The sequence below is a fragment of the Mycobacterium shigaense genome (assembly GCF_002356315.1).
Lineage (GTDB): Bacteria > Actinomycetota > Actinomycetes > Mycobacteriales > Mycobacteriaceae > Mycobacterium > Mycobacterium shigaense.
In genome coordinates this window covers 3,253,653-3,276,390 of the sequence record NZ_AP018164.1, presented here as the reverse complement: position 1 = coordinate 3,276,390, position 22,738 = coordinate 3,253,653, and the positions used below count along the sequence as shown (strand labels likewise).

20 protein-coding genes and 1 pseudogene are annotated in these 22,738 nt (G+C 68.8%); 13 read left to right on the top strand and 8 right to left on the bottom strand.

Features of this window, described 5'->3' with window-relative positions; all coding sequences use genetic code 11:
- The first annotated feature begins 45 nt into the window (after nt 1-45).
- Nucleotides 46-1,122 carry a glycerate kinase family protein gene (locus MSG_RS15360; RefSeq protein WP_162899236.1) on the top strand — a complete coding sequence of 359 codons (1,077 nt, stop codon included), beginning with the start codon at nt 46-48 and terminating at the stop codon, nt 1,120-1,122.
- 70 nt (nt 1,123-1,192) lie between these two features.
- Nucleotides 1,193-1,549 (top strand): HesB/IscA family protein, encoded by a 357-nt coding sequence (locus MSG_RS15355; RefSeq protein ID WP_025735110.1) that lies wholly within the window; start codon nt 1,193-1,195, stop codon nt 1,547-1,549.
- Between the two features lie 29 nt (nt 1,550-1,578).
- On the opposite strand, the gene MSG_RS15350 is transcribed toward MSG_RS15355, so the two are convergent.
- On the bottom strand, nt 1,579-2,202 hold the full coding sequence (locus tag MSG_RS15350; RefSeq protein WP_096440915.1) for an Rv0361 family membrane protein: 624 nt from the start codon (nt 2,200-2,202) through the stop codon (nt 1,579-1,581).
- Between the two features lie 176 nt (nt 2,203-2,378).
- Here MSG_RS15350 and MSG_RS15345 point away from each other — a divergent pair, with 176 nt between their 5' ends.
- Nucleotides 2,379-3,353, top strand: coding sequence for a carbohydrate kinase family protein (locus tag MSG_RS15345; protein ID WP_096440913.1), 975 nt, complete (start codon nt 2,379-2,381; stop codon nt 3,351-3,353).
- 23 nt (nt 3,354-3,376) lie between these two features.
- On the opposite strand, the gene asnB is transcribed toward MSG_RS15345, so the two are convergent.
- Entirely contained in the window at nt 3,377-5,323 is a 1,947-nt protein-coding gene (gene asnB / locus MSG_RS15340) for an asparagine synthase (glutamine-hydrolyzing) (RefSeq protein WP_096440911.1), read from the bottom strand.
- A 155-nt stretch (nt 5,324-5,478) separates the two neighbouring features.
- Here asnB and ctaC point away from each other — a divergent pair, with 155 nt between their 5' ends.
- The 5 genes from ctaC (at nt 5,479) to MSG_RS15315 (ending at nt 9,592) form a co-directional block, all read left to right on the top strand.
- Complete coding sequence (ctaC, locus tag MSG_RS15335; protein ID WP_373421150.1) at nt 5,479-6,579, top strand: aa3-type cytochrome oxidase subunit II; 1,101 nt, start codon at nt 5,479-5,481, stop codon at nt 6,577-6,579.
- Nucleotides 6,580-6,588: 9 nt separating this feature from the next.
- Entirely contained in the window at nt 6,589-7,008 is a 420-nt protein-coding gene (locus MSG_RS15330; protein ID WP_096440907.1) for a cytochrome c oxidase subunit 4, read from the top strand.
- 182 nt (nt 7,009-7,190) lie between these two features.
- On the top strand, nt 7,191-8,153 hold the full coding sequence (locus MSG_RS15325) for an MmpS family transport accessory protein (RefSeq protein ID WP_096440905.1): 963 nt from the start codon (nt 7,191-7,193) through the stop codon (nt 8,151-8,153).
- Nucleotides 8,153-8,794 carry a DUF2561 family protein gene (locus MSG_RS15320; RefSeq protein WP_096440903.1) on the top strand — a complete coding sequence of 214 codons (642 nt, stop codon included), beginning with the start codon at nt 8,153-8,155 and terminating at the stop codon, nt 8,792-8,794. Before MSG_RS15325 ends, MSG_RS15320 begins: the two co-directional genes overlap by 1 nt.
- A 354-nt stretch (nt 8,795-9,148) precedes the next feature.
- The gene (locus MSG_RS15315) at nt 9,149-9,592 is read left to right on the top strand and encodes a DUF5994 family protein (protein ID WP_308737763.1); all 444 of its coding nucleotides are present in this window, start codon (nt 9,149-9,151) and stop codon (nt 9,590-9,592) included.
- Here MSG_RS15315 and qcrB read toward each other — a convergent pair.
- From qcrB to ctaE, 4 genes are read right to left on the bottom strand one after another with little or no spacing between them, the layout of a single operon-like run.
- Nucleotides 9,589-11,256 carry a cytochrome bc1 complex cytochrome b subunit gene (gene qcrB, locus MSG_RS15310; RefSeq protein WP_096440901.1) on the bottom strand — a complete coding sequence of 556 codons (1,668 nt, stop codon included), beginning with the start codon at nt 11,254-11,256 and terminating at the stop codon, nt 9,589-9,591. The two genes, MSG_RS15315 and qcrB, sit on opposite strands and share 4 nt — an antisense overlap.
- Nucleotides 11,253-12,449, bottom strand: coding sequence for a cytochrome bc1 complex Rieske iron-sulfur subunit (qcrA, locus tag MSG_RS15305; RefSeq protein WP_096444567.1), 1,197 nt, complete (start codon nt 12,447-12,449; stop codon nt 11,253-11,255). The genes qcrB and qcrA overlap by 4 nt, the downstream gene beginning before the upstream one ends.
- A complete protein-coding gene (gene qcrC, locus MSG_RS15300; protein WP_232011040.1) occupies nt 12,446-13,315 on the bottom strand; it encodes a cytochrome bc1 complex diheme cytochrome c subunit in 870 nt (289 codons plus the stop codon). The genes qcrA and qcrC overlap by 4 nt, the downstream gene beginning before the upstream one ends.
- A 42-nt stretch (nt 13,316-13,357) precedes the next feature.
- Complete coding sequence (gene ctaE, locus MSG_RS15295; protein ID WP_096440897.1) at nt 13,358-13,969, bottom strand: aa3-type cytochrome oxidase subunit III; 612 nt, start codon at nt 13,967-13,969, stop codon at nt 13,358-13,360.
- 127 nt (nt 13,970-14,096) lie between these two features.
- Here ctaE and trpD point away from each other — a divergent pair, with 127 nt between their 5' ends.
- Nucleotides 14,097-15,194: an anthranilate phosphoribosyltransferase gene (gene trpD, locus MSG_RS25625; protein ID WP_162899235.1), complete on the top strand. Its 1,098-nt coding sequence runs from the start codon at nt 14,097-14,099 to the stop codon at nt 15,192-15,194.
- Here trpD and MSG_RS15285 read toward each other — a convergent pair.
- Nucleotides 15,132-16,994 (bottom strand): annotated as a pseudogene (locus MSG_RS15285) (DEDD exonuclease domain-containing protein); the annotation flags it as partial. The gene trpD and the pseudogene MSG_RS15285 overlap by 63 nt on opposite strands.
- Before the next feature lie 140 nt (nt 16,995-17,134).
- Here MSG_RS15285 and MSG_RS15280 point away from each other — a divergent pair.
- The 4 genes from MSG_RS15280 (at nt 17,135) to pimB (ending at nt 20,907) form a co-directional block, all read left to right on the top strand.
- Nucleotides 17,135-17,389, top strand: a complete 255-nt coding sequence (locus MSG_RS15280) for a hypothetical protein (protein WP_096440891.1) — start codon at nt 17,135-17,137, stop codon at nt 17,387-17,389.
- 184 nt (nt 17,390-17,573) lie between these two features.
- A complete protein-coding gene (gene ripC / locus MSG_RS15275; protein WP_096440889.1) occupies nt 17,574-18,722 on the top strand; it encodes a peptidoglycan hydrolase RipC in 1,149 nt (382 codons plus the stop codon).
- A gap of 83 nt (nt 18,723-18,805) precedes the next feature.
- A complete protein-coding gene (locus MSG_RS15270) occupies nt 18,806-19,630 on the top strand; it encodes an eCIS core domain-containing protein (protein ID WP_232011294.1) in 825 nt (274 codons plus the stop codon).
- Nucleotides 19,631-19,725: 95 nt separating this feature from the next.
- Nucleotides 19,726-20,907 carry a GDP-mannose-dependent alpha-(1-6)-phosphatidylinositol monomannoside mannosyltransferase gene (gene pimB, locus MSG_RS15265; RefSeq protein WP_096440885.1) on the top strand — a complete coding sequence of 394 codons (1,182 nt, stop codon included), beginning with the start codon at nt 19,726-19,728 and terminating at the stop codon, nt 20,905-20,907.
- Here the strand turns inward: pimB and MSG_RS15260 are convergent.
- Nucleotides 20,904-22,703, bottom strand: a complete 1,800-nt coding sequence (locus tag MSG_RS15260) for an AMP-dependent synthetase/ligase (protein WP_096440883.1) — start codon at nt 22,701-22,703, stop codon at nt 20,904-20,906. The genes pimB and MSG_RS15260 overlap by 4 nt on opposite strands.
- Nucleotides 22,704-22,738: the final 35 nt, after the last annotated feature.

Below are 22,738 nucleotides of genomic sequence, written 5' to 3'. Positions count from 1 at the left end.
GATGCTGCCAGCGGCCTTTCGCCCGGTCGTCTCCAGTTGCCGGCCATGCGGGTGCTGGTGGCCCCGGACTGCTTCGGTGACAGCCTGTCGGCCGTAGAGGCCGCCGCCGCGATCGCGACGGGCTGGACCCGGTCGCGTCCCGGCGATCGGTTCATCGTCGCCCCGCAGTCCGACGGCGGTCCCGGCTTCGTCGAGGTGCTGGCCAAGCGGCTGGGGGAGCGGCGGCGGCTGCGGGTGACCGGCCCGCTGGACGACACGGTGGACGCCGAGTGGGTGTTCGATCCGGGCCCGTCGACCGCCTACCTAGAGTGTGCGCAGGCTTGTGGCCTGGCCCTGCTGGGCTGTCCGCCCACCCCGGAAACCGCGCTGGCCGCCCACAGCCGGGGGGTCGGGCAGCTCATCGCCGAGGCGGTGCAGGCCGGCGCGACACGGCTCGTGATCGGGCTGGGCGGCAGCGCCTGCACCGACGGCGGCCAGGGCATGATCGCCGAGCTCGGCGGCCTCGAGGAGGCGCGCGAGAAGCTGGCCGGCATCGAGCTGATCGCCGCCTCGGACACCGAATACCCGCTGGTTGGGCCGTGGGGCGCGGCGCGGGTCTTCGGGCCTCAGAAGGGCGCCGATACCGCCGCCGTGGCCGCCCTGGAGGTCCGGCTCGAGTCGTGGGCGCTCAAACTCGAGGCGCTGGCCGGCCGGGATGTCAGCTCCGAACCCGGTGCGGCCGCCGCCGGCGGCATCGGGGCCGGGCTGTTTGCCCTCGGCGGCCGGTGCGAGTCGGGCGCGGAGATCATCGCCGAACACACCGATCTGGCCGACGACCTCGAGACGGCGGACATGATCGTCACCGGTGAGGGCCGGTTTGACGAGCAGTCGCTGCACGGAAAGGTGGTCGGCGCGCTCGCCGCGGCGGCCGGGCCGCTGGGCATTCCGGTGATCGTGCTTGCCGGTCAGGTCAGCCTCGAGAAATCCGCGGTGCGGTCGTCGGGCATCATGTCGGCCCTGTCGATGGCCGAATACGCCGGCTCGGTGGGGTTGGCCCAGGCCGACGCGGCAAACCAGCTGATGGGATTAGCGTCACAGGTAGCGGCGAGACTCGGGAATAGCGGGCCTGCGAGGTACCGTTGACGCAGTGGGTTTTACCCGAGAGGTTCGGGTGCCCGGGCACCTACCCGACAACAGGCATGTAGGAGAAGCAATGACGGTGCAAAACGAGTCGACCGCCAAGACCCACGGCGTGATCCTGACCGAGGCCGCCGCCACCAAGGCGAAGTCGCTGCTGGACCAGGAGGGTCGTGACGACCTGGCGCTGCGTATCGCGGTTCAGCCGGGCGGATGTGCCGGGCTGCGCTACAACCTGTTCTTCGACGACCGGTCGCTGGACGGCGACCTGACCGCGGACTTCGGCGGTGTGACGCTGACGGTGGACCGGATGAGCGCGCCCTACGTTGAAGGCGCGTCGATCGACTTCGTCGACACCATCGAGAAGCAGGGCTTCACCATCGACAACCCGAACGCCACCGGCTCCTGCGCCTGCGGCGACTCGTTCAACTGACGCCCGGCGGTTAAGAGGCGGCCGCGGGGCTAGTACGAGCCCCCGGTGCGCAGCACATACGAGCACACCAGGATGTCGCGGCGCTGGAACAGCAGCTGCGCGACGCCCTGGACCTGCCCCCGTACCGTGCCGCCCGTAGCCGGCGAGACCTGCATCGAGAACAGCGCCTGGGCCTGGTATTGCGACAGGTAGACGATCTTGTCGATCCCGGTCACCTGGATCTGGGAGAACTGCTTGCGGAAGGCGTCGCTGCTGAGCTTGGCCAGTGCCTGGTCCGAGCGTTTGTCGTGGACGCCGTCGTACAGGCCGCACAGGGCGTTGCGGACGATGGTGTCGGTGTCCCGGTTCTCCAACGCGTCGAGGTAACCCTGGATCGCGGTCTTCGCTGCCACCTCGGACAGGCTGGCGCCCGCGCTGGCCCCGTTGGTGCGCACCCCGAACACGATCGCCACGGTCAACACTGCCACAAGCGCGACGGCCAGCAGCAGGCCGACGATCAGCCGTCGCTTGGACCGGCGCGGCGGGTACGGTGGAGGGAAGCCCGCATGGCGGGGCTGGGATTCGTGCGGGAAGTCGACCGGCGCGGGTTGTTGCGGGTAGGGCACGGGTCCATCACCGCCGACGGCATGGTTCGGCGAGTGCGGACCGCCCATAGTGGTCTCCTACAGTGGTAGACGGGATCGCGGAGCGGGTAGTGCCCGACTTGTTCGGGTCCCGACGGTGAGTTCCCTAGGCAGGCTAGCGCACACGCACCCCACCGTTCGCGACGCAGCGACAGTCGAACGGCGTGAGTAAGATAGCCAGCCTTACTAACGAAGGGTGAGATTTCGTGACGATCGCGGTAACCGGCTCGATAGCGACCGACAACCTGATGCGGTTCCCCGGCCGTTTCTCCGAGCACCTGCTGGCAGACCATCTGCAGAAGGTGTCGCTCAGCTTCCTGGTGGACGACCTGGTGATCCACCGCGGCGGCGTGGCCGGCAACATCGCTTTCGCTATCGGCGTGCTAGGCGGCGACGTCGCGCTGGTGGGAGCGGCCGGCGAAGACTTCGACGACTACCGCAAGTGGTTGCAGTCCCACGGGGTGAACACCGACCACGTGCTGATCTCGCAGACCGCCCACACCGCGCGTTTCGTCTGCACCACCGACGAGGACATGGCCCAGATCGCGTCGTTCTACCCCGGTGCGATGTCGGAGGCCCGCAACATCAAGCTCGCGGACCTGGTGTCCGCGCAGGGCAAACCGGACCTGGTCATCGTCGGCGCCAACGACCCGGACGCGATGGTCGTGCACACCGAGGAGTGCCGCAAGCTCGGGCTCGCCTTCGCCGCCGACCCTTCCCAGCAGCTGCCGCGGCTGTCCGGAGATGAGATCAACACGCTCGTCGACGGCGCCGCCTACCTGTTCACCAACGACTACGAGTGGGAACTGCTGCTCAACAAGACCGGCTGGTCGGAGGCCGACGTGCAGGGCAAGGTCGGGCTACGGGTCACCACGCTGGGCGCCAAGGGCGTCGACATCGTCGAGCGCGACGGGACGACGGTCCACGTCGATGTGGTGCCCGAGTACAGCCAGACCGACCCCACCGGCGTCGGCGACGCGTTTCGGGCCGGTTTCCTCACCGGCCGCACCGCGGGCCTGAGCGTCGAGCGCTCGGCGCAGCTGGGCTCGCTGGTCGCGGTGCTGGTGCTCGAGTCGACCGGCACTCAGGAGTGGACGTGGGACCACGAGGTCGCCAAGACCCGGCTGGCCGGTGCCTACGGCGACGAGGCGGCCGCCGAGATCGTCTCAGTATTGTCCTAGTGCTCGACTTTCCTAGTGCTCGCCTAGAGCTGCACCGGGTAGTGCGGCTCGCTGATCTGGGGCACCACGGAGTGCTCGACGAAGATCGCGTGCCAGAGCATGAAGACCAGCACCGTCCACAGCCGGCGGCTGTGATCGGCGGCGCCGTTGCGGTGTTCGTCGAGCATCCGGCGCACCGCGGCCAGATCGACGAGGTGATCGGCTTGCGACGCGGCGACGGTCGCATAGGCCCACTCGAGTAGCTCGCCGGCCCGCAGCCAGTGCCGGATGGGCACCGGGAAGCCGAGCTTGGGCCGGTTGAGCACGTGCGCGGGAACGATTGGCTCCAGCGCGCGGCGCAGCGCGTACTTGGTGGTCGTCCGGGCGATCTTCGCCTCGACGGGAAGCCGCGAGGCGACGGCGAACACCTCGGGGTCCAGGAACGGCACCCGCAGTTCGAGCGAATTGGCCATCGTCATCTTGTCGGCCTTGACCAGGATGTCGCCGCGCAGCCAGGTGAACAGGTCGACGTGCTGCATGCGGGCGACCGGATCCCAGCCCGCCGATTCGGCGTACACCGGTGCGGTGACGTCGGTGTGGGTCCACTCGTCGCGGAAGCCGGGCAGTACGTCGCGCAGCTGCGCGTCGGAAAAGCTGCGCGCGTTGCCGTAGTAGCGCTCCTGCAGCGTCAGCGATCCGCGGTGCAGCAGGCTCTTGCCGCGCATACCCTCGGGCAGCGGCTTGCTCACCTTGCCCATCGAGCGCCGCAGCGGCCCGGGCAGATAATCAAAAGGCTTCAGCGACAACGGCTCTCGGTAGATCGTGTAGCCACCGAAGAGCTCGTCGGCGCCCTCGCCGGACAGCACCACCTTCACGTGCTTGCGGGCCTCGCGTGCGACGAAGAACAGCGGCACCAGCGCCGGATCGGCCACCGGCTCGTCGAGGTACCAGACGATTTCGGGCAGGGCGGCGACGAACTCGTCCGGCTTGACGACCTTGGTGACATGGCGCGCGCCGATCGCCTCGGCCGAGGCCACCGCGACGTCGATCTCGGAGAATCCCTCACGTTCGAAACCGGTGGTGAACGTGATCAGCCGCGGGTTGTGCCGGATGGCCAGGGCCGCGATGGCCGTGGAGTCGATGCCGCCGGACAGAAACGCGCCGACCGTGACGTCGGCGCGCATGTGCTTGGCGACGGAATCCTCGAGTACGGCGGTGATCTCGTCGTAGCGGGCCTGCTCGGTGTCGCGGGTGATCGCCGTGGCGGCGAAGCGCGGGAAGAAGTACCGCGTGACCTGCGGCGTCGCCCCGGCGTGGATCCGGGCGTAGCAGCCCGATTCCAGCCGGCGCACGCCGCGGTGCAGCGTCTCGGGTTCCGGCACGTACTGCAGCACCGTGTAGTGCTGGACCGCGCGGGTGTCGATCGAGGTGTCGAACCCGACCAGCTCGGCCAGATCCAGCAGGCACTTCTTCTCGCTGGCCACCGCGGTGCCACCGGTGCCGGTCGCCACGAACAGCGGCTTGATTCCGAAAGGGTCTCGCGCACAGAATAATTCGTGTGTGACGGTGTCCCACAGCGCGAACGCGAACATGCCGCGCAGCCGGGTCAGCACCTCGGTGCCCCAGTGGTGGAAGCCGGCGACGATCGGCTCGCCGTCACCGTCGGTGGCGAAGACGGCGCCGTGCCGGGTCGCCAGTTCGTCGCGCAGCTCCAGGTAGTTGTAGATCTCGCCGTTGAACACCAGCACGTAGCGGTCGGGCTGCTCCGGCGGCCCCCAGCGCAGCGGCTGATGCGAGTGCGCGATGTCGATGAAGGACAGCCGGTTGAAGCCGAACACCACGGCCCCATCGTCGTCGGGATCGAACAGACCGCCCGGCTCGTCGGGCCCGCGGTGGCGCATCAGGCGTAACGCTCCCGCGATAGCGCCGTCGGCCCTGGAGGCCCCGCCGCCGCCGGCCGGGTCGGTGACGAATGCCAGCAGTCCACACACGGCGCCCCAGTATGCCGCACTTCAGCGGCGTTTGGCGACGCCGCACCGGGCCCGTCGCGGCGGCCACGCCGACCTGCTGGTCGGGCCTTAGTCGCCCGGCCGGGCGGCGTGGTCTACGCTGCGTAGTATTCGGCATTCGACCAGGAGGCGCCAGCGTGACACCTCGCGTGCAGTTCAGTTCGCACCGTCTGTCGCAGGGCAAGTTTCAGCGCCTTTTCGCAGGCGCTCCGCACGGTATTTCCCGTCGTCGCAGGCCGCTGGCGCTGGCCGCGACGCTGGGGCTGCTGGCGGTGTCGCTGAGCGGCTGTAGCTGGTCGCAGGCGCTGGGTCTGGGCTGGCCCGAGGGCATCACCCCGCAGGCCCACTACAACCGTGAGCTGTGGATCGGCTCGGTGATCGCGGCGCTGGTCGTCGGCGTCATCGTGTGGGGCCTGATGTTCTGGTCGTCGGCCTTCCACCGCAAGAAGGCGACCGACACCGAGCTGCCCCGCCAGTTCGGCTACAACATGCCGCTGGAGCTGGTGCTGACGGTGGTGCCGTTCCTGATCATCTCGGTGCTGTTCTACTTCACCGTGGTGGTGCAGGAAAAGATGCTGCACCTGGCCAAGGATCCCGAGGTCGTGATCGATGTCACGTCCTTCCAGTGGAACTGGAAATTCGGATACCAGAAGGTCAACTTCAAAGACGGCACCCTGACCTACGACGGCGCCGACGAGGCGCGCAAGAAGGCGATGACCTCCAAGCCCGAGGGCAAGGACGAGCACGGCGAGGAGCGGGTCGGGCCGATCCGCGGGCTCAACACCGAAGACCGGACCTACCTGAACTTCGACAAGGTGGAAACCCTCGGCACGAGCACCGAGATCCCGGTGCTGGTGCTGCCCGCGGGCAAGCGCATCGAATTCGTCCTGAATTCCGCTGACGTGATCCACGCCTTCTGGGTGCCGGAATTCCTGTTCAAACGCGACGTTATGCCGCACCCCAAGGAAAACAACTCCGTCAACGTATTCCAGGTCGAAGAGATCCAGAAGACCGGGGCATTCGTGGGCCACTGCGCGGAGATGTGCGGCACGTACCACGCGATGATGAACTTCGAGGTTCGGGTGGTGTCCGCCAACGATTTCAAGGCTTACCTGCAGCAACGGATCGACGGAAAGAACAACGCGGAAGCGCTGCAGGCGATCGCCCAACCACCGCTCGCGGTGACCACTCATCCATTTGACACCCGCCGCGGCGAAAAAGCCCAACCAGTAGGCTAGGACAACGCAATGCACATCGAAGCGAGGCTGTTCGAAGTCATCGCCGCCTTTTTCGTTTTCGCCGCCGTGCTGTACGGCGTGCTGACGGCGCTGTTCGCCACTGGCGGTGAGGAGTGGGCCGGCACGACGGCGCTGGTTCTCACCGGCGGCCTGGCCCTGATCACGGCCACCTTTTTCCGGTTCGTGGCCCGCCGCCTGGACACCCGGCCCGAGGACTACGAGGGCGCTGAAATCAGCGACGGGGCAGGGGAACTGGGCTTCTTCGCCCCGCACAGCTGGTGGCCGATTCTGGTCGCGCTGTCGGGCTCGGTGGCCGCCGTCGGCATCGCACTGTGGCTGCCCTGGCTGATCGTCGCCGGGGTGGTGTTCATCCTCGCGTCGGCGGCCGGATTGGTCTTCGAGTACTACCTGGGCCCCGAAAAGCACTGATTTTGCGGCCTAAAGATAACAATCCGGGCATCAGTTGATCCGCGGCGCCTCTGCCTGGACTTCTTTGCCCTACTCGGTTCGGTAGGGTTTGCCCAGGCAATGAGAACTTCCCGAGCGTGTGCGCTACGACATAGCCCCGGAGCCCCGCGCGCCGGTGACCCAGTTGGACAGGGCAGGCAGACATGAGCGGGCCGAAACCCCCGGGACGGGAATCCGAGGAACCCGATTCCGTGCGGGAGGTCCCGCACGAATCCGCCCCCGCCGGCGAGCCCCGCAACGGGGAAGCGGCCGGTGAGCACGACGGCGGTTTCGACGCCGAGCATCATTTCGAGCCTCTCGACGACGACGCCGAGATGGTGCCCGACCAGACGAGCCAGACGGATGCGTACTCGCAGGCGTACTCCGCGCCGGAGGCCGAGCACTTCATCACCGGGCCCTACGTACCGGCCGACCTTAGCCTGTACGACTACGACAGCTACGAGGAGTCCACCGAGCAGGAGGACCATGAGGCCGCCCCGCGGTGGCCGTGGGTGGTCGGTGTCGCCGCGATCGTGGCCGCGATCGCGCTCGTGGTGTCGGTGTCGCTGCTCGTCGCCCGCACCGACACCAACAAGCTGGCCAACCCCGGCACCACGACGGCGTCCCAGCCACCTCTGCAGGATGAGATCACCACGACCAAGCCGCCACCGCCGCCTCCGCCACCACCGACCACCGAACCGCCGCCGCCCCCGACAGCTACGGAGACCCAGACTGTGACGGTCACGCCGACGCCACCACCCCCGCCGCCGCCGGCCCCGGCACCGACGTCCGCGCCACCGCCGGCGACTACCTCCTCGGCGGCCGCGGCGCCGCCCACCAGCACGACGCCTGCGGGTCCCCGGCAGGTGACCTATTCGGTGACCGGGACCAAGGCGCCGGGCGACATCATCTCGGTCACCTACGTCGACGCCTCGGGTCGGCGGCGCACGCAGCACAACGTCTACATCCCGTGGTCGATGACCGTGACTCCGATTTCGCAGTCCGATGTCGGATCGGTCGAGGCGTCCAGCCTTTTCCGGGTGAGCAGACTCAACTGCTCGATCACCACCAGCGACGGGGCGGTGCTTTCCTCGAACAACAACGACGCACCGCAGACGAGCTGCTGATGGTCAGCCGATATTCCGCCTACCGACGCGGATCCGACGCCATCGACCCGGGCGTCATCGACCGGATACTGCTGGGCGCCTGCGCCGCGATCTGGCTGGTGCTGTTGGGCGTGAGCGTGGCCGCGACCGTCGCCCTGGCGGACCTGAGCCGGGGCTTCCATAAGATGGCCAGCAGCCCGCACACCACCTGGGTGCTGTACGCGGTCATCATCGTTTCGGCGTTGATCATCGCCGCAGCGGTGCCCGTGCTGTTGCGGGCCCGCCGAATGAGTCAGGCCGAACCGGGCGCCCAGCCCGCGGCGACGCCGGCGCGGACCGGCAGACCCGCGTTGCGCCTGGGCTCGGACACACCGCGGACCGTGGCCGAACGGGCCCGCGAGCATAGGGCGCAGCCGGCCGAGCCGGCCGCGGAGTGGTCGGGGGCTGCCGTGGACCGGGTGTGGTTGCGCGGCACCGTCATTTTGACCGGCACGTTGGGTGCCGCGTTGATCGCAGTCGCGGCGGCGACGTACGCCATGGCCGTCGGGCACGATGCGGCGTCGTGGGCGGTTTATGTGGTTGCCGGGCTGATCACCGCGGGCATGCCGGCAGTCGAGTGGTTGTACGTCCGGCAGCTGCGCGGTCTCACCGAAGCGCACTAACCGACGCAGGCGGCCCGCCTGTCTGGATCAGAGTCGTTCGATCGGTGCTTGGAAAGTGTTGCGGGCGATAATATTTCGCCGCGATCACAGGAGGCGCCGAACGTCGTCGGGCAACACGCATGCGATGGGCCCGACGGGCGCTGCGCGAGCCGGGATGAGGAGCCGGGGGTAAGTCGACACTGGCCCGTCGGCGCCGAATGGCAGGGCGTAGCGTCGACCCCGAGCTGTTTCGTTGTCAGGGGCCGTCACCGCACGGGTGACACCCACGGGCAATGTGATTCCTCCGTCCGCCCCGCGCCCGCAGGGCGGCGACGCGACGTCAAGGATTCGCCCGTGGACTGTGCATTACCCCCGGTGACGCGCCCGGTCGGCCGCCGGTGCTCCACCAACCCGATCCGGCTGTCGGTGTCGCGCCAACTCGGGCGCGCCATCGACGGTGCGTGGTGGCCGCGTGCCGACCGTATGACCAACGAATTGCCGGGCCTGGTCACGGCGCTGACCCCGTTGCTGGGGGACATCACCGCCATCAACGTCAACTGGCAACCGCTGCAGCGACCGCCCGAATTCAACTGGCCGGGATGGGAATGCAAGCGCCAGCACGTGATGACCGTCAGCGGCCCGCACGGGCTGGTCAACTTGCTGATCGTGCCCTACACGACTTACAGCGCGCTGGCTCTGATGGTGTTGCGGTGCGCCGCCGATCTTCCCGTCACGGCGGCCGACCGCGAAAAGCGCGCGTATCTGACCGCCGACTCGATTCTGCGGGCCGCGCTGCAGCAGTGCGGGGCGGCGGGCTAGTGCCCGCCGTGGTCCCCGTTCGAGCCGTTGGAACCGTTTGAGCCCGCGCCTTGGTGCTCGCGTAACGCTGTGAGGGCGCGCTGCTCGGAGTGGTGCGCGGCCTCACGTAGCGCCCTGTCCTCGTCCGCCGGGTCGGCGAACAGGAAGCTGCCGCTACCCGGCGATCCGCCCGAGCCCAACCGGTTCATCTTGTTGGGCACGGGAGCGCCCTGGTACTCCAGCGGGAGCGGGTGTCCGTGGTCGTCGACCGGGCCGAGCGGCTGGTGCAACTCGACGTAGGCACCCTGCGGTAGCCGCTTGATGATGCCGGTCTCGACGCCGTGCTCGAGTATCGACCGGTCGCTGCGCTGCAGTCCGATGCACCACCGGTAGGTGGTGAAGTAGACCAGCGGCGGCAGGATCACCATCCCGATGCGACCGATCCACGTCGTCGCGTTCAGCGAGATGTGGAACTTCAGCGCGATGATGTCGTTCATTGCCGCGAGCGTCAGCAGCATGTAGAAGGAGATCGCCATCGCGCCGAGCGCGGTGCGCACCGGCACGTCGCGCGGCCGCTGCAAAAGGTTGTGGTGGGCGGTATCGCCGCTGAACCGCTTCTCCAGGAACGGGTAGATGATCAGCAGGATGAACACCACGCCCATCAGAATCGCGACCCAGACCACCGCGGGGATGGTGTGGTGCCAGAAGTAGAACTCCCAGGGCGGCCAGATACGGGCCAGGCCTTCCGTCCACATCATGTAGAAGTCGGGCTGCGAGCCGGCCGACACCTGAGATGGCTTGTAGGGGCCCAGGTTCCAGATCGGGTTGATCTGCAGCAGGCCACCCATCAGGCCCAGGACGCCGACGATCGCGGCGAAGAACGCGCCGGACTTGACCGCGAAGATCGGCATCACGCGCACGCCGACGACGTTTTCCTCGGTGCGGCCGGGGCCGGGGAACTGGGTGTGCTTCTGGAACCACACCATGGCCAGGTGCAGGCCGATCAACGCCAGGATGATGCCCGGGATCAACAGGATGTGCAGGGCGTACATCCGGGGAATCAGGATGGTGCCGGGGAAGTCGCCGCCGAAAAGCGCCCAGTGCAACCAGGTTCCGATCACCGGCATGCCCAGCGTGATCGACGACAGCGCGGCGCGCAAGCCGATGCCGGACAGCAGGTCGTCGGGCAGCGAGTAGCCGAAGTAGCCCTCGAACATCGACAGGATCAGCAACAGCGAGCCGATGACCCAGTTCGCCTCGCGCGGGCGCCGGAAGGCGCCGGTGAAGAAGATGCGCGCCAGGTGCACCATGATCGACGCGGAGAACAGCAGCGCGGCCCAGTGGTGGATCTGGCGGACGAACAGGCCACCGCGGACCTCGAAGGAGATGTTGAGCGCCGATTCGTAGGCGCGCGACATCTCGACGCCGCGAAGCGGTTGGTAGACACCGTGATACGTGACGTCCACCATCGACGGGTCGAAGAACAGCGTCAGGTACACGCCGGTGATCAGCAGCACGAAGAAGCTGTACATCGCGATCTCGCCGAGCAGGAACGACCAGTGCGTCGGGAAGACCTTGTTGAGCTGCCGGCGCACCGCCGCCGACGGGTGATAGCGCGTGTCGATCATCTCGCCCTGATGGGCCAGGACGTCACCGATCTTCGGGGGACTCAGTTTTGGACTCATGTCGTGGTCCTCTCCCAGAATGCCGGTCCGACGGGTTCGATGAAGTCACCGTTGGCAACCAGGTACCCGTTGGAGTCGATCGTGATGGGCAGCTGCGCCAACGCTCGTGCGGCCGGCCCGAATATCGGCTTCGCGAAATGCATGGCGTCGAACTGCGACTGGTGGCAGGGGCACAGGATTCGGTAGGACTGCTGCTCGTATAGCGACGAGGGGCAGCCGAGGTGCGAGCAGACCTTGGTGAAGGCGAAGAACTCGCCCCAGTTGAAGCTCTCCTGGCCCTGGCGCTTGACCACGCGCGGCAGGTCGCTGGGCCGGATGCGGATCAGCATCACGGGGTTGCGGACACCCATCTTGATGGCGATCAGCTTTTCGTGGGATTCCGTCGTGGTGCCGTCGCCGTCGGATTCCCGCCACGGGAACACCGTCTCCATTCCGCCGGCGTCGAGATCCTCGGGCCGCATCTTGACGAACGGCGCGGAGTCGGTGGAGCCGGTGGCTCTGGCCAGGTAGATCGTCTCGCCGTGATAGCGCGGGGTCCAGCCGGAGGTCCACAGCACGGCCTTGAGACCGTCGGCGGTGGGCACCACCGGTTTCCACGGGTTCTTGATCAGGCCGCCGGCAAACGCCACCAGGGTGCCCAGGCCGAACGCGCCCAGGCCGAGGCCGAAGGACGCACCGATCAGCTTGCGGCGTCCGATCGTCGAGCCCTGGTAGGCGTCGCCCAAGTTCGCCACGACGGTCTTGCGGTCGATTTCGCGCGAAGCGCCGTCGTGGCGCTGCTGGATCGAAATCTCTTCGGGGATGAACTTTTTCTGGTACAGCACCGCGCCGATGGCGATCGACAGGACGGACATGCCGAAGGTGAAGCCGTACAGCGGGGTGGCCAGCGAGTACAGCAAGCTGCCGTTGGACTCGTTGGGCTTGTACTCCCACGGCCAGAACAGGAAGACGAGCAGCAGCGCCAGTCCGAAGAAGCCGCCCAGCAAAAGCCACACGGCCACCGAGCGCTCCGCGCGCTTCTCGGCCTTGGTGGTCTCGGCCGGCCACCGCGGTTCCTTGAAGACGGTTTCGGTGCCGTCCAGCTTGCCGCCCAGCTCGAGCAGCTCCTGCTGCGACATCGTGGCCAGCGTTGCCTCGTCCGGCTCGCCGGCGGCGGCGCCCTTGTCCGTGTCCGAGCCGTTGATGTCGCTCATGATCGCGCCCCAATCCACAGTGCCAGCGCTATGGCACCCACCATCCCGATGATCCAGGCGGCCATACCCTCCGGTGCGGGTCCGAAGCCGCCTAGGCCGTAGCCGCCCGGCGAGTGTTCCTCGGCGACGTTGCGGACGTAGCCGATGATGTCTTTCTTGGCGTCGAAGGAAAGCTGGCTGTTGGAGAACTTGGGCATGTTCTGCGGGCCGGTCAGCATCGCGGTGAGGATCTGCTGCTCGTTGGCGGGTCCCAGGTCGGGCGCGAACTTGCCCGACGACAGCGCCCCGCCCTTGCCGGTGAAGTTGTGGCATGAGGCGCAGTTCAGGCGGAACAGGTCACCGCCGCGGCCAAGGTCGGTTCCGCGTAGCGACTGCATCGCCAGGGTGCCGTCGGGGTTGCGCACGGTGGTGGGGCCGCCGCCATTGGCCTGCACGTAGGCCCCGAGGGAGTCGACCTGCGCCTCGTCGAAGATCGGGTCCTTGCGGGTTGCCTGCGCCTCGCCGCGCATGGCGGGCATCCGGCCGGTGGACACCTGGAAGTACACCGCCGCGTCACCGACGCCGATCAGGCTCGGTCCGTGGTCGGGCACGCCTTGTAGGTTCGCGCCGTGGCAGGACACGCAGGACGTGTCGAACAGCTGCTTACCGGTGCGCAGGATCGCCGAGTTGTTCTCGTCGGCGACGGCGACCTGGGGGGTCGGGGTGAGGACGGCGGCCAGTCCGCCGGCGATGGTCAGGGCGATCAACAGCAGCAGCCCGCCGGACAATCGGCGACGCAGACGGCGCCGCGAGCGGTCGGCCTGCCCTTTTCGCGGCTGACCTTGCGGCTTGCGGCCGCGGGATCGGGTGAACCCCAGGTTCTTCAACCGAGCACTCCTGTCCATTTCCCTGTATTCGGAGCCGCCGGCTCAGCGGATGAAATAGATCACGGTGAACAGCGCGATCCACACGATGTCGACGAAATGCCAGTAGTAGGAGACGACGATGCTGGCGGTCGCCTGGGCCGGGGTGAATTTGCTCATCGCGGTGCGGGCCAGCAGGAAGACGAAGGCGATCAACCCGCCGGTCACGTGCAGCCCGTGGAAGCCCGTGGCCAGGTAGAACACCGTGCCGTACGCGCTACCCGCGATGGTCGTGCCGTGCGTCGCCAGGTGGTAGTACTCGTAGGCCTGCCCGAGGATGAAGAACAAGCCCATCAAGAACGTGATCACATACCAGCGGCGCAACCCGAACACGTCGCCGCGCTCGGCGGCGAACACGCCCATCTGGCAGGTGAACGACGACGCGATCAGCACCAGCGTCACCGGCACGGCTTGGTACAAATTCAGCTCGGTGGGCGGCGGGGGCCAGCTCCCGCCGGCCTGCGCGCGTGCGGTGAAATAGAACGCGAACAGGCCAGCAAAGAACATGAGCTCGCTGGACAGCCACACTATGGTGCCAACACTGACCATATTGGGCCGATTCAGCGAATGCACTCGCGACGTGATGGCAGTCCCCGAGGTCCCTACAGCACTCGTCACATCCGCAAGTATGACGCTTTGTAGTTGTCGAACTCTACCCGGGGCCGAAATTCGCGCTGGCGCGTCGTTTTCCGCGCCCGCGCGACGACGGTTGGGCGGGCGTTGGTCCTCGTGGGACCATCGGCGCGTGGCTCTGTCATCTGCGGCTTCCTCTACGGGTGGGTCGCCCCGGTCCCAACCCGGGCCGGCATCGTCGTGGCCGCAGGTCCTGGGGCGGTTGACCGAGGGGCAGCACCTGACGCGTGGGCAGGCGGCGTGGGCGATGGACCAGATCATGACCGGCAACGCCCGGCCGGCCCAGATCGCTGCCTTCGCGGTGGCGCTGAAGATGAAGGTTCCGACGGCGGCCGAAGTCGGCGAGCTGGCCGACGTGATGCTGAGTCACGCTTGCCGCATCCCCGGCATCCGGGACGACACCGTGGACATCGTGGGCACCGGCGGCGACGGCGTCAACACCGTCAACCTGTCCACCATGGCGGCCATCGTGGTCGCGGCCGTGGGGCTGCCGGTGGTCAAACACGGCAACCGGGCGGCGTCCTCGCTGTCCGGCGGTGCCGACACCCTCGAGGCGCTCGGGGTGCGCATCGACCTCGGGCCCGACCAGGTAGCGCGCAGCCTCGCGGAGGTGGGCATCGGATTCTGCTTCGCGCCGGTGTTCCATCCGTCCTACCGGCACGCGTCCGCGGTGCGCCGTGAGATCGGGGTACCTACGGTCTTCAATCTTCTTGGGCCGCTTACCAATCCGGCCCGCCCGCGGGCCGGATTGATCGGCTGTGCGTTCGCCAACCTCGCCGAGGTGATGGCCGGGGTGTTCGCCGCGCGGGGGGCCAGCGTCCTGGTCGTGCACGGCGACGACGGCTTGGACGAGCTGACGACGACCACCACGAGCACGATCTGGCGCGTGCAGGCGGGCACGGTCGACAAGCTGACGTTCGACCCCGCCGGCTTCGGGTTCGCCCGCGCGGAGCTTGACCAGCTGGTGGGCGGTGACGCGCGGGCCAACGCCGAGGAGGTGCGGGCCGTGCTGGCCGGTACCGCGGGCCCGGTGCGCGACGCCGTCGTGCTCAACGCGGCCGGCGCGATCGTCGCCCATGCCGGCCTATCCAGCCGCGCTGAGTGGTTGCCCGCCTGGGAGGACGGCCTGGCGCGGGCCGGCGCCGCGATCGACTCGGGGGCGGCCGAACAGCTGCTCGCGCGTTGGGTGCGGTTCAGCCGACAACTCTGAGTCCTGTCCCTCGACGGCCTGCCGCCCGGCCAGTCGCGCCGAGTGCGCCGCCGCCGCCCACGCCGCCCAGGTGCCTGCCGCGCGCAGCGGCGAGGCCCATCCGTGCGACGCGCGCACGATGCGCACCCCCGGCGCACCGAGCCAGCGCGCTATCAGTGCGGTTTCCTCGACCAGCGCGCCGCCCAGCGGGGCCGGCTCGTACAGGATCGTCTGCGCGCCGGCGTGTATGGAGTCGACGACCGGCAGCGGCGGCACCCCGCGCCGGGCGGAGCCGGCCGAGGCGAGCTGGCCATGGCGGATCACGGCGAGGTGGTAGCCGCCGGCGCCGTCGGGGGCGGCGGCGATCAGTTCCGGTAGCGCGGCTAGCGCGCGCAATCGCTGGCCGCGCCACAGGACATCGACGGCGGCGGCCGTGTGGTCGCGCAATCGCGCAGCGCTCTCGTAGTGACACCGCCCGGCCAGGGCGGTCACCTGACCGACCGCCGCGGCCAGCGCAGCGTTGTCGGCGCCGTCGATCAGATCCGCGGCGCGGCCCACCGCCGCCGCGTACTGGGTGGCCGTCACGTCGCGGGCCGCCGGGCACGGCGACACCTCGTGTTCAGGGCAGGCCGGTCCGTGCACGGCCGCGCGCGCGAGCCGGGCGGTGCAGGTGCGCACGCCGGTGAACCGCGCGAGCAGCGCGGCGGTGTCCGAGGCGTCGGCGCGCGACCGAAACGGGCCGATGACGCGGTCGTGGCGGGGTGAGCGCACCACCGACAGGCGCGGAAACGCCTCGTCGGACAACGTGATCCACCACCAGCGCTGCGGAAACCGGGACCGGCGGTTGTACGGCGGGGCGTGGGCGGCCAGCAGTCGCAGTTCGCGCACGCCGGCTTCCAGGGCGTGGGCGCATTCGACGTGGTCGACGGCGCCGGCCAACCCGACCATCTCCCTCATCCGCCCGCGGGGGTCGGCGCCGGTGAAGTACTGGCTGACCCGGCGGCGCAGATCGACCGCGGTCCCGATGTAGAGCACCTCGTTCGACGGGCCGCGGAACAGGTACACGCCCGGCCGGCGCGGCAGGCCGTCGGCGAGCACTCGTTTGCGCCGCTGGGCGGGCGTCACGCCGGGCAGATACGAGCGCAGGTCGGCGTAGGTGTGCACGCCCTGGTTGCCGACTCGGTCGATGAGCGCGTGCAAGACGTCGACGGTGGCGCGAGCGTCGTCGAGGGCGCGGTGGGTGGGCTCGGTGGCGACCGCGAACAGCCGCGCCAGGGCCGCCAGCCGTACGCTGGGGGCTTCCTCGCGGGTTAGCACGCGCCGGGCCAGCCGGACCGTGCACAGCACTTGCGCTCGCGGCCAGGGGATTTCGCATTGCTGCGCGGCGGAGCGCAGGAAACTGACGTCGAACCCCGCGTTGTGGGCGACCAGCACCGCCCCGTGGTCCAAGCGGGCGAACTCCAAAAACATCGGCAGCACCGCGTCGATCGTCGGGGCGTCGCGCACCATCGCGGTGGTGATGCCGGTGAGCTGCACGATCTGGGGCGGGATGCTGCGCTGCGGATCGACCAGGGTGGCGAACTCGCCGAGTACGACGCCGCCGCGGACCTTGACCGCGCCGATTTCGGTGATGGCGTCGGCCGGCGCGGTGTCGGTGCTCTTGCTGCGACCGCCGGTGGTCTCCAAATCGACCACCACAAAGGTGGTTTCGCGTAGCGAGACCTCGTTGGTGTCGGCCCCGAAGCCGGTCGGGCAGGCGGCAGGGTCGTCGTGCGCCCCGAGGTCGGCGAAACTCAGCTGAGTCACACCCGTCACACCCATGCGCGTGAGGTTAAGCATCGGCACCGACACCGGCGGGGTCCCACGCCGGGCCTTCGTCGCAACTGGCCGCAAATACCTGTCGGTGCCCGCGGTTAGCGTTCCGATCAGCACGACCGAGCGAACTGAGAGGACCGATCGTGATGACGCAAAGCAGGAAGCCCGACAGCAAGGGCGGTGCGGCGCCGGAGCCGGGCGCGCCGGTGGTCATCGACTGCGACGACTGCGCGGTACGCGGCGCGGGATGCCAGGACTGCGTGATCAGCGTGCTGCTCGGGGTCCCCGAGACGTTGTCGCAAGACGAACGGGTGGCCCTGGAAGTCCTCGCGGAGGCCGGATTGGCGCCACGATTGCGTCTGGTGCCCATGCATCGCGATCGGGGCACGGGGGTGGCGTAATGGCCCAGGTGCCATAACCGCAGGAAGTTCCGCGGGCCCGTCGTGACTCACACAGTTATGACAGAAATCTTGCCATTTTCTTAACGGTCTGGTTTGGACAAGCGCCTATATCGTTTCGTAACCTATCTGAGACCTAAACCCAGCACGGCTTCAGGCGCCGGTGGCAGTTTAAGGAAGCAATATCTTGAGTTTCGGCTCCGAATTCAGGTTTCCGCGTGTACTCACACGTTCTCTCCTCGGGGCGGTTGCGAGCTTAACGGTCTTATCGGGCGTCTGTGCGGCGAATGTGGTGGCAGACCCGGCCGAAGACGCGATGGCGAAGCTCAACGAGCTTTCTCGCCACGCCGAGCAGATCACCGAGGCCATGCACAGCGCTCAGCTCGACCTCAACGAGAAGGTCGCGGCACAGCAGGCCGCCGACAGGAAGCACTCGGATGACCAGGCCGCGGTGGAGGCGACCAAGGCCCGCCTGGCCAACTTCCAGAAAGCCGTGAACAAGCTCGCCGCGGCGACCTACATGGGCGGCCGCGTCGACGGCATGGCGGCCATGCTGACCGCGGCATCTCCGCAGGGCCTGATCGACAAGTTGGCCGTGCAGCGGGTGATGGCGACCCAAATGCGTACGCAGATGGCGGATTTCAAGATCGCCGGTCAGCAGGCGGCCAAGGCGGAGCGCGAGTCCGCCAAGTCCGCGGCCGACGCCAAGAGCGCCGCCGAGCAGGCCGCCGCCGTGCGGGCCGGCCTGCAGTCCAAGCAGAGCCAGCTGCAGGTTCAGATCGCCGTCGTGAAGTCGCAGTACCTGTCCCTGTCGCCGGAACAGCGCACCGCGCTCGCCGACCCCGGCCAGGTTCCGGCCGCCGCACCGGCGCCCGGCGCTCCCGCGCCCGACGCGTTGCCCCCGGGTGCACCGCCGCCGCCCTGGGCTCCCCCGGGTGAGGCTCCGGCTCCCGGCGGGCTGTTCGCGCCGCCGCCCGGCGGTGGCGGGGGCGATCGCGCGTCCGTCGTGCAGGCCGCGCTGACCCAAGTCGGAACGCCCTATTCGTGGGGCGGTGCCGCACCCGGCGGATTCGACTGCTCCGGACTGGTGATGTGGGCTTTCCAGCAGGCCGGCATCTCGCTGCCGCACTCCAGCCAGGCGCAGGCCAGCGGCGGTCAGCCGGTGGCGCTGTCCGATCTGCAGCCCGGCGACGTGTTGACCTTCTATTCCGACGCGTCACATAGCGGTATCTACGTCGGCGACGGCATGGTGATCCATTCCTCGACCTATGGCGTGCCGGTGCGGGTGGTACCGATGAATTCCGCGGGCCCGATCCACGACGCCCGCCGCTACTGAGCATCCCCGCTCGGGGTCGATGGGCCGGTTGCGGCCGCGGCCGATGGCTCCCCATCCTGCTGGCCTGGGTCTTCGTTGTGGAACTGGTTGCGGCCGCGGCGGTGCCGTTCGACGCGGCGCGCGAGCGTGCGGCCCGCCCGGCCCAGCTGATCGCCCCCGACTCCGGCTACGCCGGCGCCGCATCGAAGCCCCTGGTTGTCGCTGACCGCTCGGTCCGGCTGCTGAGCCTGGGTGGCGCGGCCACCGATCGCCTGCTGTCGCGCATCGCGGCGGACATGGGCGCCGCCGTCGCGCGCGTCGACGCGTTCTGGGGCGTCGACTGGTCGCGCGACGTCTCCGTGGTCGCCACCGGTACCGACGAACAATTCCGTGCCGCCGCTGGCGGCGGCCCAGCATCGCAGTGGGCCGACATCGCGGCGGTCACCGTGGCCGACCAGGTCGACGCCGCGCGCCGGGTCGCGCTCGGTCAGCGGATCGTGTTCGCTCCGGGTGCGGCCACGATGAGCGCATCGGCGCTTCGGATCGTGTTGGCGCACGAGCTTTTTCATTACGCGGCGCGCGTGGATACCGTCGACGATGCGCCGCGCTGGATCACCGAGGGCGTCGCCGATTTCGTCGCGCGGCCCAGCACGCCGGTGCCGGCCCAGGCGCGTGCGGCCTACCAGCCGTTGCCGTCGGACATCGACCTGAACACGCCGGGGCCGCAGCGCTCGCTGGCCTACGACCGCGCGTGGTGGTTCGCCCGTTTCGTTGCCGATACCTACGGCACGCCCAAACTGCGTGCCTACTACCTGGCCACTTGCCGGGTCGGGCACACCGATCCGCTGACCGCCGCCCACGACGTCCTCGGCGTCGACCCGGCCGGCCTGCTCACCGCATGGACCCGCTGGATGGTCGGCGGTGCCTGATTGCCCAGCTCGCGGCCTCGCCGCTACGTGGCCGGGGGTGTTCTCACCTCAGACCACTGCGTGGTCCGCATCGTCGTCAGGCTAGCCTGACGCACGTGAGTCGGGTGCTGCTGGTAACCAACGACTTTCCACCGCGACCCGGCGGCATCCAGTCGTATCTGGGGGAGTTCGTCAGGTGGTTGGTTGACGCGGGCTCGCATTCGGTGACCGTCTACGCGCCGCAGTGGAAGGGCGCCGGCGACTTCGACGAGTCGGCGCGTGCCGCCGGCTTTTCCGTGGTGCGCCATCCGGGCACGCTGATGCTACCCGGCCCCGGGGTCGACACCCGCATGCGGCGGCTGATCGCCGATCGGGGCATCGACACCGTGTGGTTCGGGGCGGCCGCGCCGCTGGCCCTGTTGGCGCAACGGGCCCGGCAGGCCGGGGCGAAGCGGGTGGTGGCGAGCACGCACGGCCACGAAGTCGGCTGGTCGATGCTGCCCGTCGCCCGATCGGTGCTGCGCCGCATCGGCGATACGACCGACGTCGTGACCTTCGTGAGCCGCTACACGCGGTCCCGGTTCGCCACCGCGTTCGGACCCGACGCCTCGCTCGAATACCTGCCCTCCGGGGTGGACACCGAGAAGTTCCGGCCCGACCCGGCCGGACGCGCCGAGCTGCGGAACCGCTACGGGCTGGGCGAGCGGCCCACGGTCGTGTGCCTTTCGCGCCTGGTGCCGCGCAAGGGGCAGGACATGCTGATCCGGGCGTTGCCGTCGGTCCGGCGGCGGGTCGACGGGGCCGCCCTGGTGATCGTCGGCGGGGGCCCGCACCGGGAGGCGCTGGGCAAGCTGGCCCACGACTGCGGCGTCGCCGAGCAGGTGACTTTCACCGGCAAGGTACCGGCCGCCGAACTGCCGGCGCACTACGCGCTGGCCGACGTCTTCGCGATGCCGTGCCGCACCCGCGGCGCCGGCATGGACGTCGAGGGGCTGGGCATCGTATTCCTGGAGGCGGCCGCGACCGGGGTCCCGGTGATTGCCGGCGACTCCGGCGGCGCTCCGGAAACTGTGCAGCACAACGAGACTGGGCTTGTCGTCGACGGAACCTCGGTGGACGACGTCGCCGACGCCGTGGCCGGGCTGCTCGGCGATCCCGACCGGGCCGCCGCGATGGGCGCGGCCGGGAGGCAGTGGGTGATGTCGCAGTGGCGCTGGGACACGCTCGCCGGCCGGCTGGCCGACCTACTGCGCGCCGACGCGGGCCGCGTGCGGCCCGAGGTGGGGGATCCCCGCTAGTCTTTCTGGTAGATCGCCTCGATGTCGGAGGCGAACTTCTCAGCCACGACGTTGCGCTTGACCTTCATCGTCGGCGTCAGCTCGCCCGTGTCCTCGGTGAAGTCGACCGGCAGGATGCGGAACTTGCGGATCGACTCGGCGTGCGACACCGACAGGTTGGCCTGCTTGACTGCCGCGTCCACCTCGGCGATCAGGTCCGGATCGGTCACCAGATCGGCCACCGACGCGTCCCCCTTGCCGTTGCGTTGCTTCCAGCCGTCGAACGCCTCCGGGTCGATCGTGATCAACGCGCCGACGAACGGCTTGGCGTCCCCGACCACCATCGCCTGGCTGATCAGCGGGTGTGCGCGCAGCTTGTCTTCGAGCACGGCGGGGGCGACGTTCTTGCCGCCGGCGGTGACGATGATCTCCTTCTTGCGGCCGGTGATCGTCAAGAACCCGTCCTCGTCGACCGCGCCGAGATCGCCGGTCTTGAACCAGCCGTCGGTGAACGCGTCCGCGGTGGCCTGCTCGTTGTGCCAGTAGCCGTCGAATACCACCCCGCCGCGCACCAACAGCTCGCCGTCGGTGGCGATGCGCAGGCTGTTGCCCGGCACCAGCTTCCCGACGGTCCCGATCTTCAAGCCGCCGACCTGGTTGACGGTGACCGCGGCGCTGGTCTCGGTCAGGCCGTAGCCCTCGTAGATGGTCAGGCCCACGCCGCGGTAGAAGTGGCCCAGTCGCGCCCCCAGCGGCGCGCCGCCGGAGACGGACGCCGAGCAGTTACCGCCGAGGGCGGCGCGCAGCTTGTGATAGACCAGCCGGTCGAACAGCGCATGCCGGGCGCGCAGCAGCAGCCCCGGCTTGCCGTCGTCGTGCGCCTGGCTCCACGCCACCGCCGTATCGGCCGCCCGCTTGAAAATCCAGCCTTTGCCATCGTTGGACGCGTTCTGCTCGGCCGTGTTGTACACCTTCTCGAAGACCCGCGGAACCGACACCACCACAGTTGGTTTGAACACCGCGAACATCGGCAGCAGGTTCTTGATGTCAGCGGTGAACCCGACCGTGACTTTGCTGGCGAAGGCCGAGATGGTCAGCGCCCGCGCCAGCACGTGAGCCAGGGGCAGGAACACCAGCAGCCGCTGCCCCTCGTTCAGCAGGGTGGGGAGGCATTCCTGGGTGCCGCGAGTCTCGTAAAGCAGGTTGGAGTGCGTGAGCTGGCAGCCCTTGGGGCGGCCGGTGGTGCCCGAGGTGTAGATCAGCGTCGCCGGGTCGGTCGAGCGCAGCGCTGCGAGCCGGGCCGTCAGCTCGTCCGCGGCGCGGTCAGCCCCGGCCTCGGCAAGCTGGTCGAGCGCCTTGGGACCCGAGCTGTCGATGTGCAGCACCCGGCGCAGGGCGGGCAGTTCGCCGCTGAGCTCGGTAACCATCGTGGCGTGCGCGTCGGTCTCGACGAACACCAGCACGGCTCCGGAGTCCTGCAGCACCCAACGCACCTGCTCGGCCGACGACGTCTCGTAAATCGGTACCGTGACGCCGCCGACGGCCAGGATGGCGAGGTCCAGGATGGCCCACTCGTAGCGGGTGGCGGAGAAGATGGACACCCGGTCGCCGGCCTGCACGCCCAGCTCGATGAGCCCGAGGGCCGCCGAACGCACCTGCTCGGCCGCCTCGGCACAGGTGACGTCGGTCCACTCGCCGTCGACCTGGCGTTGGTAGATCACAAAGTGGGGATCGTCGCGTTCGTGCTCGAACACCATCGCGGCGATGTTGTCGTGCTCGCCGACGGAGAAGCGGGCAGGAACGCTGTACTGGCGCACTGTGGTGACCTCGCTCGAACTTCGTTGGACTCAGG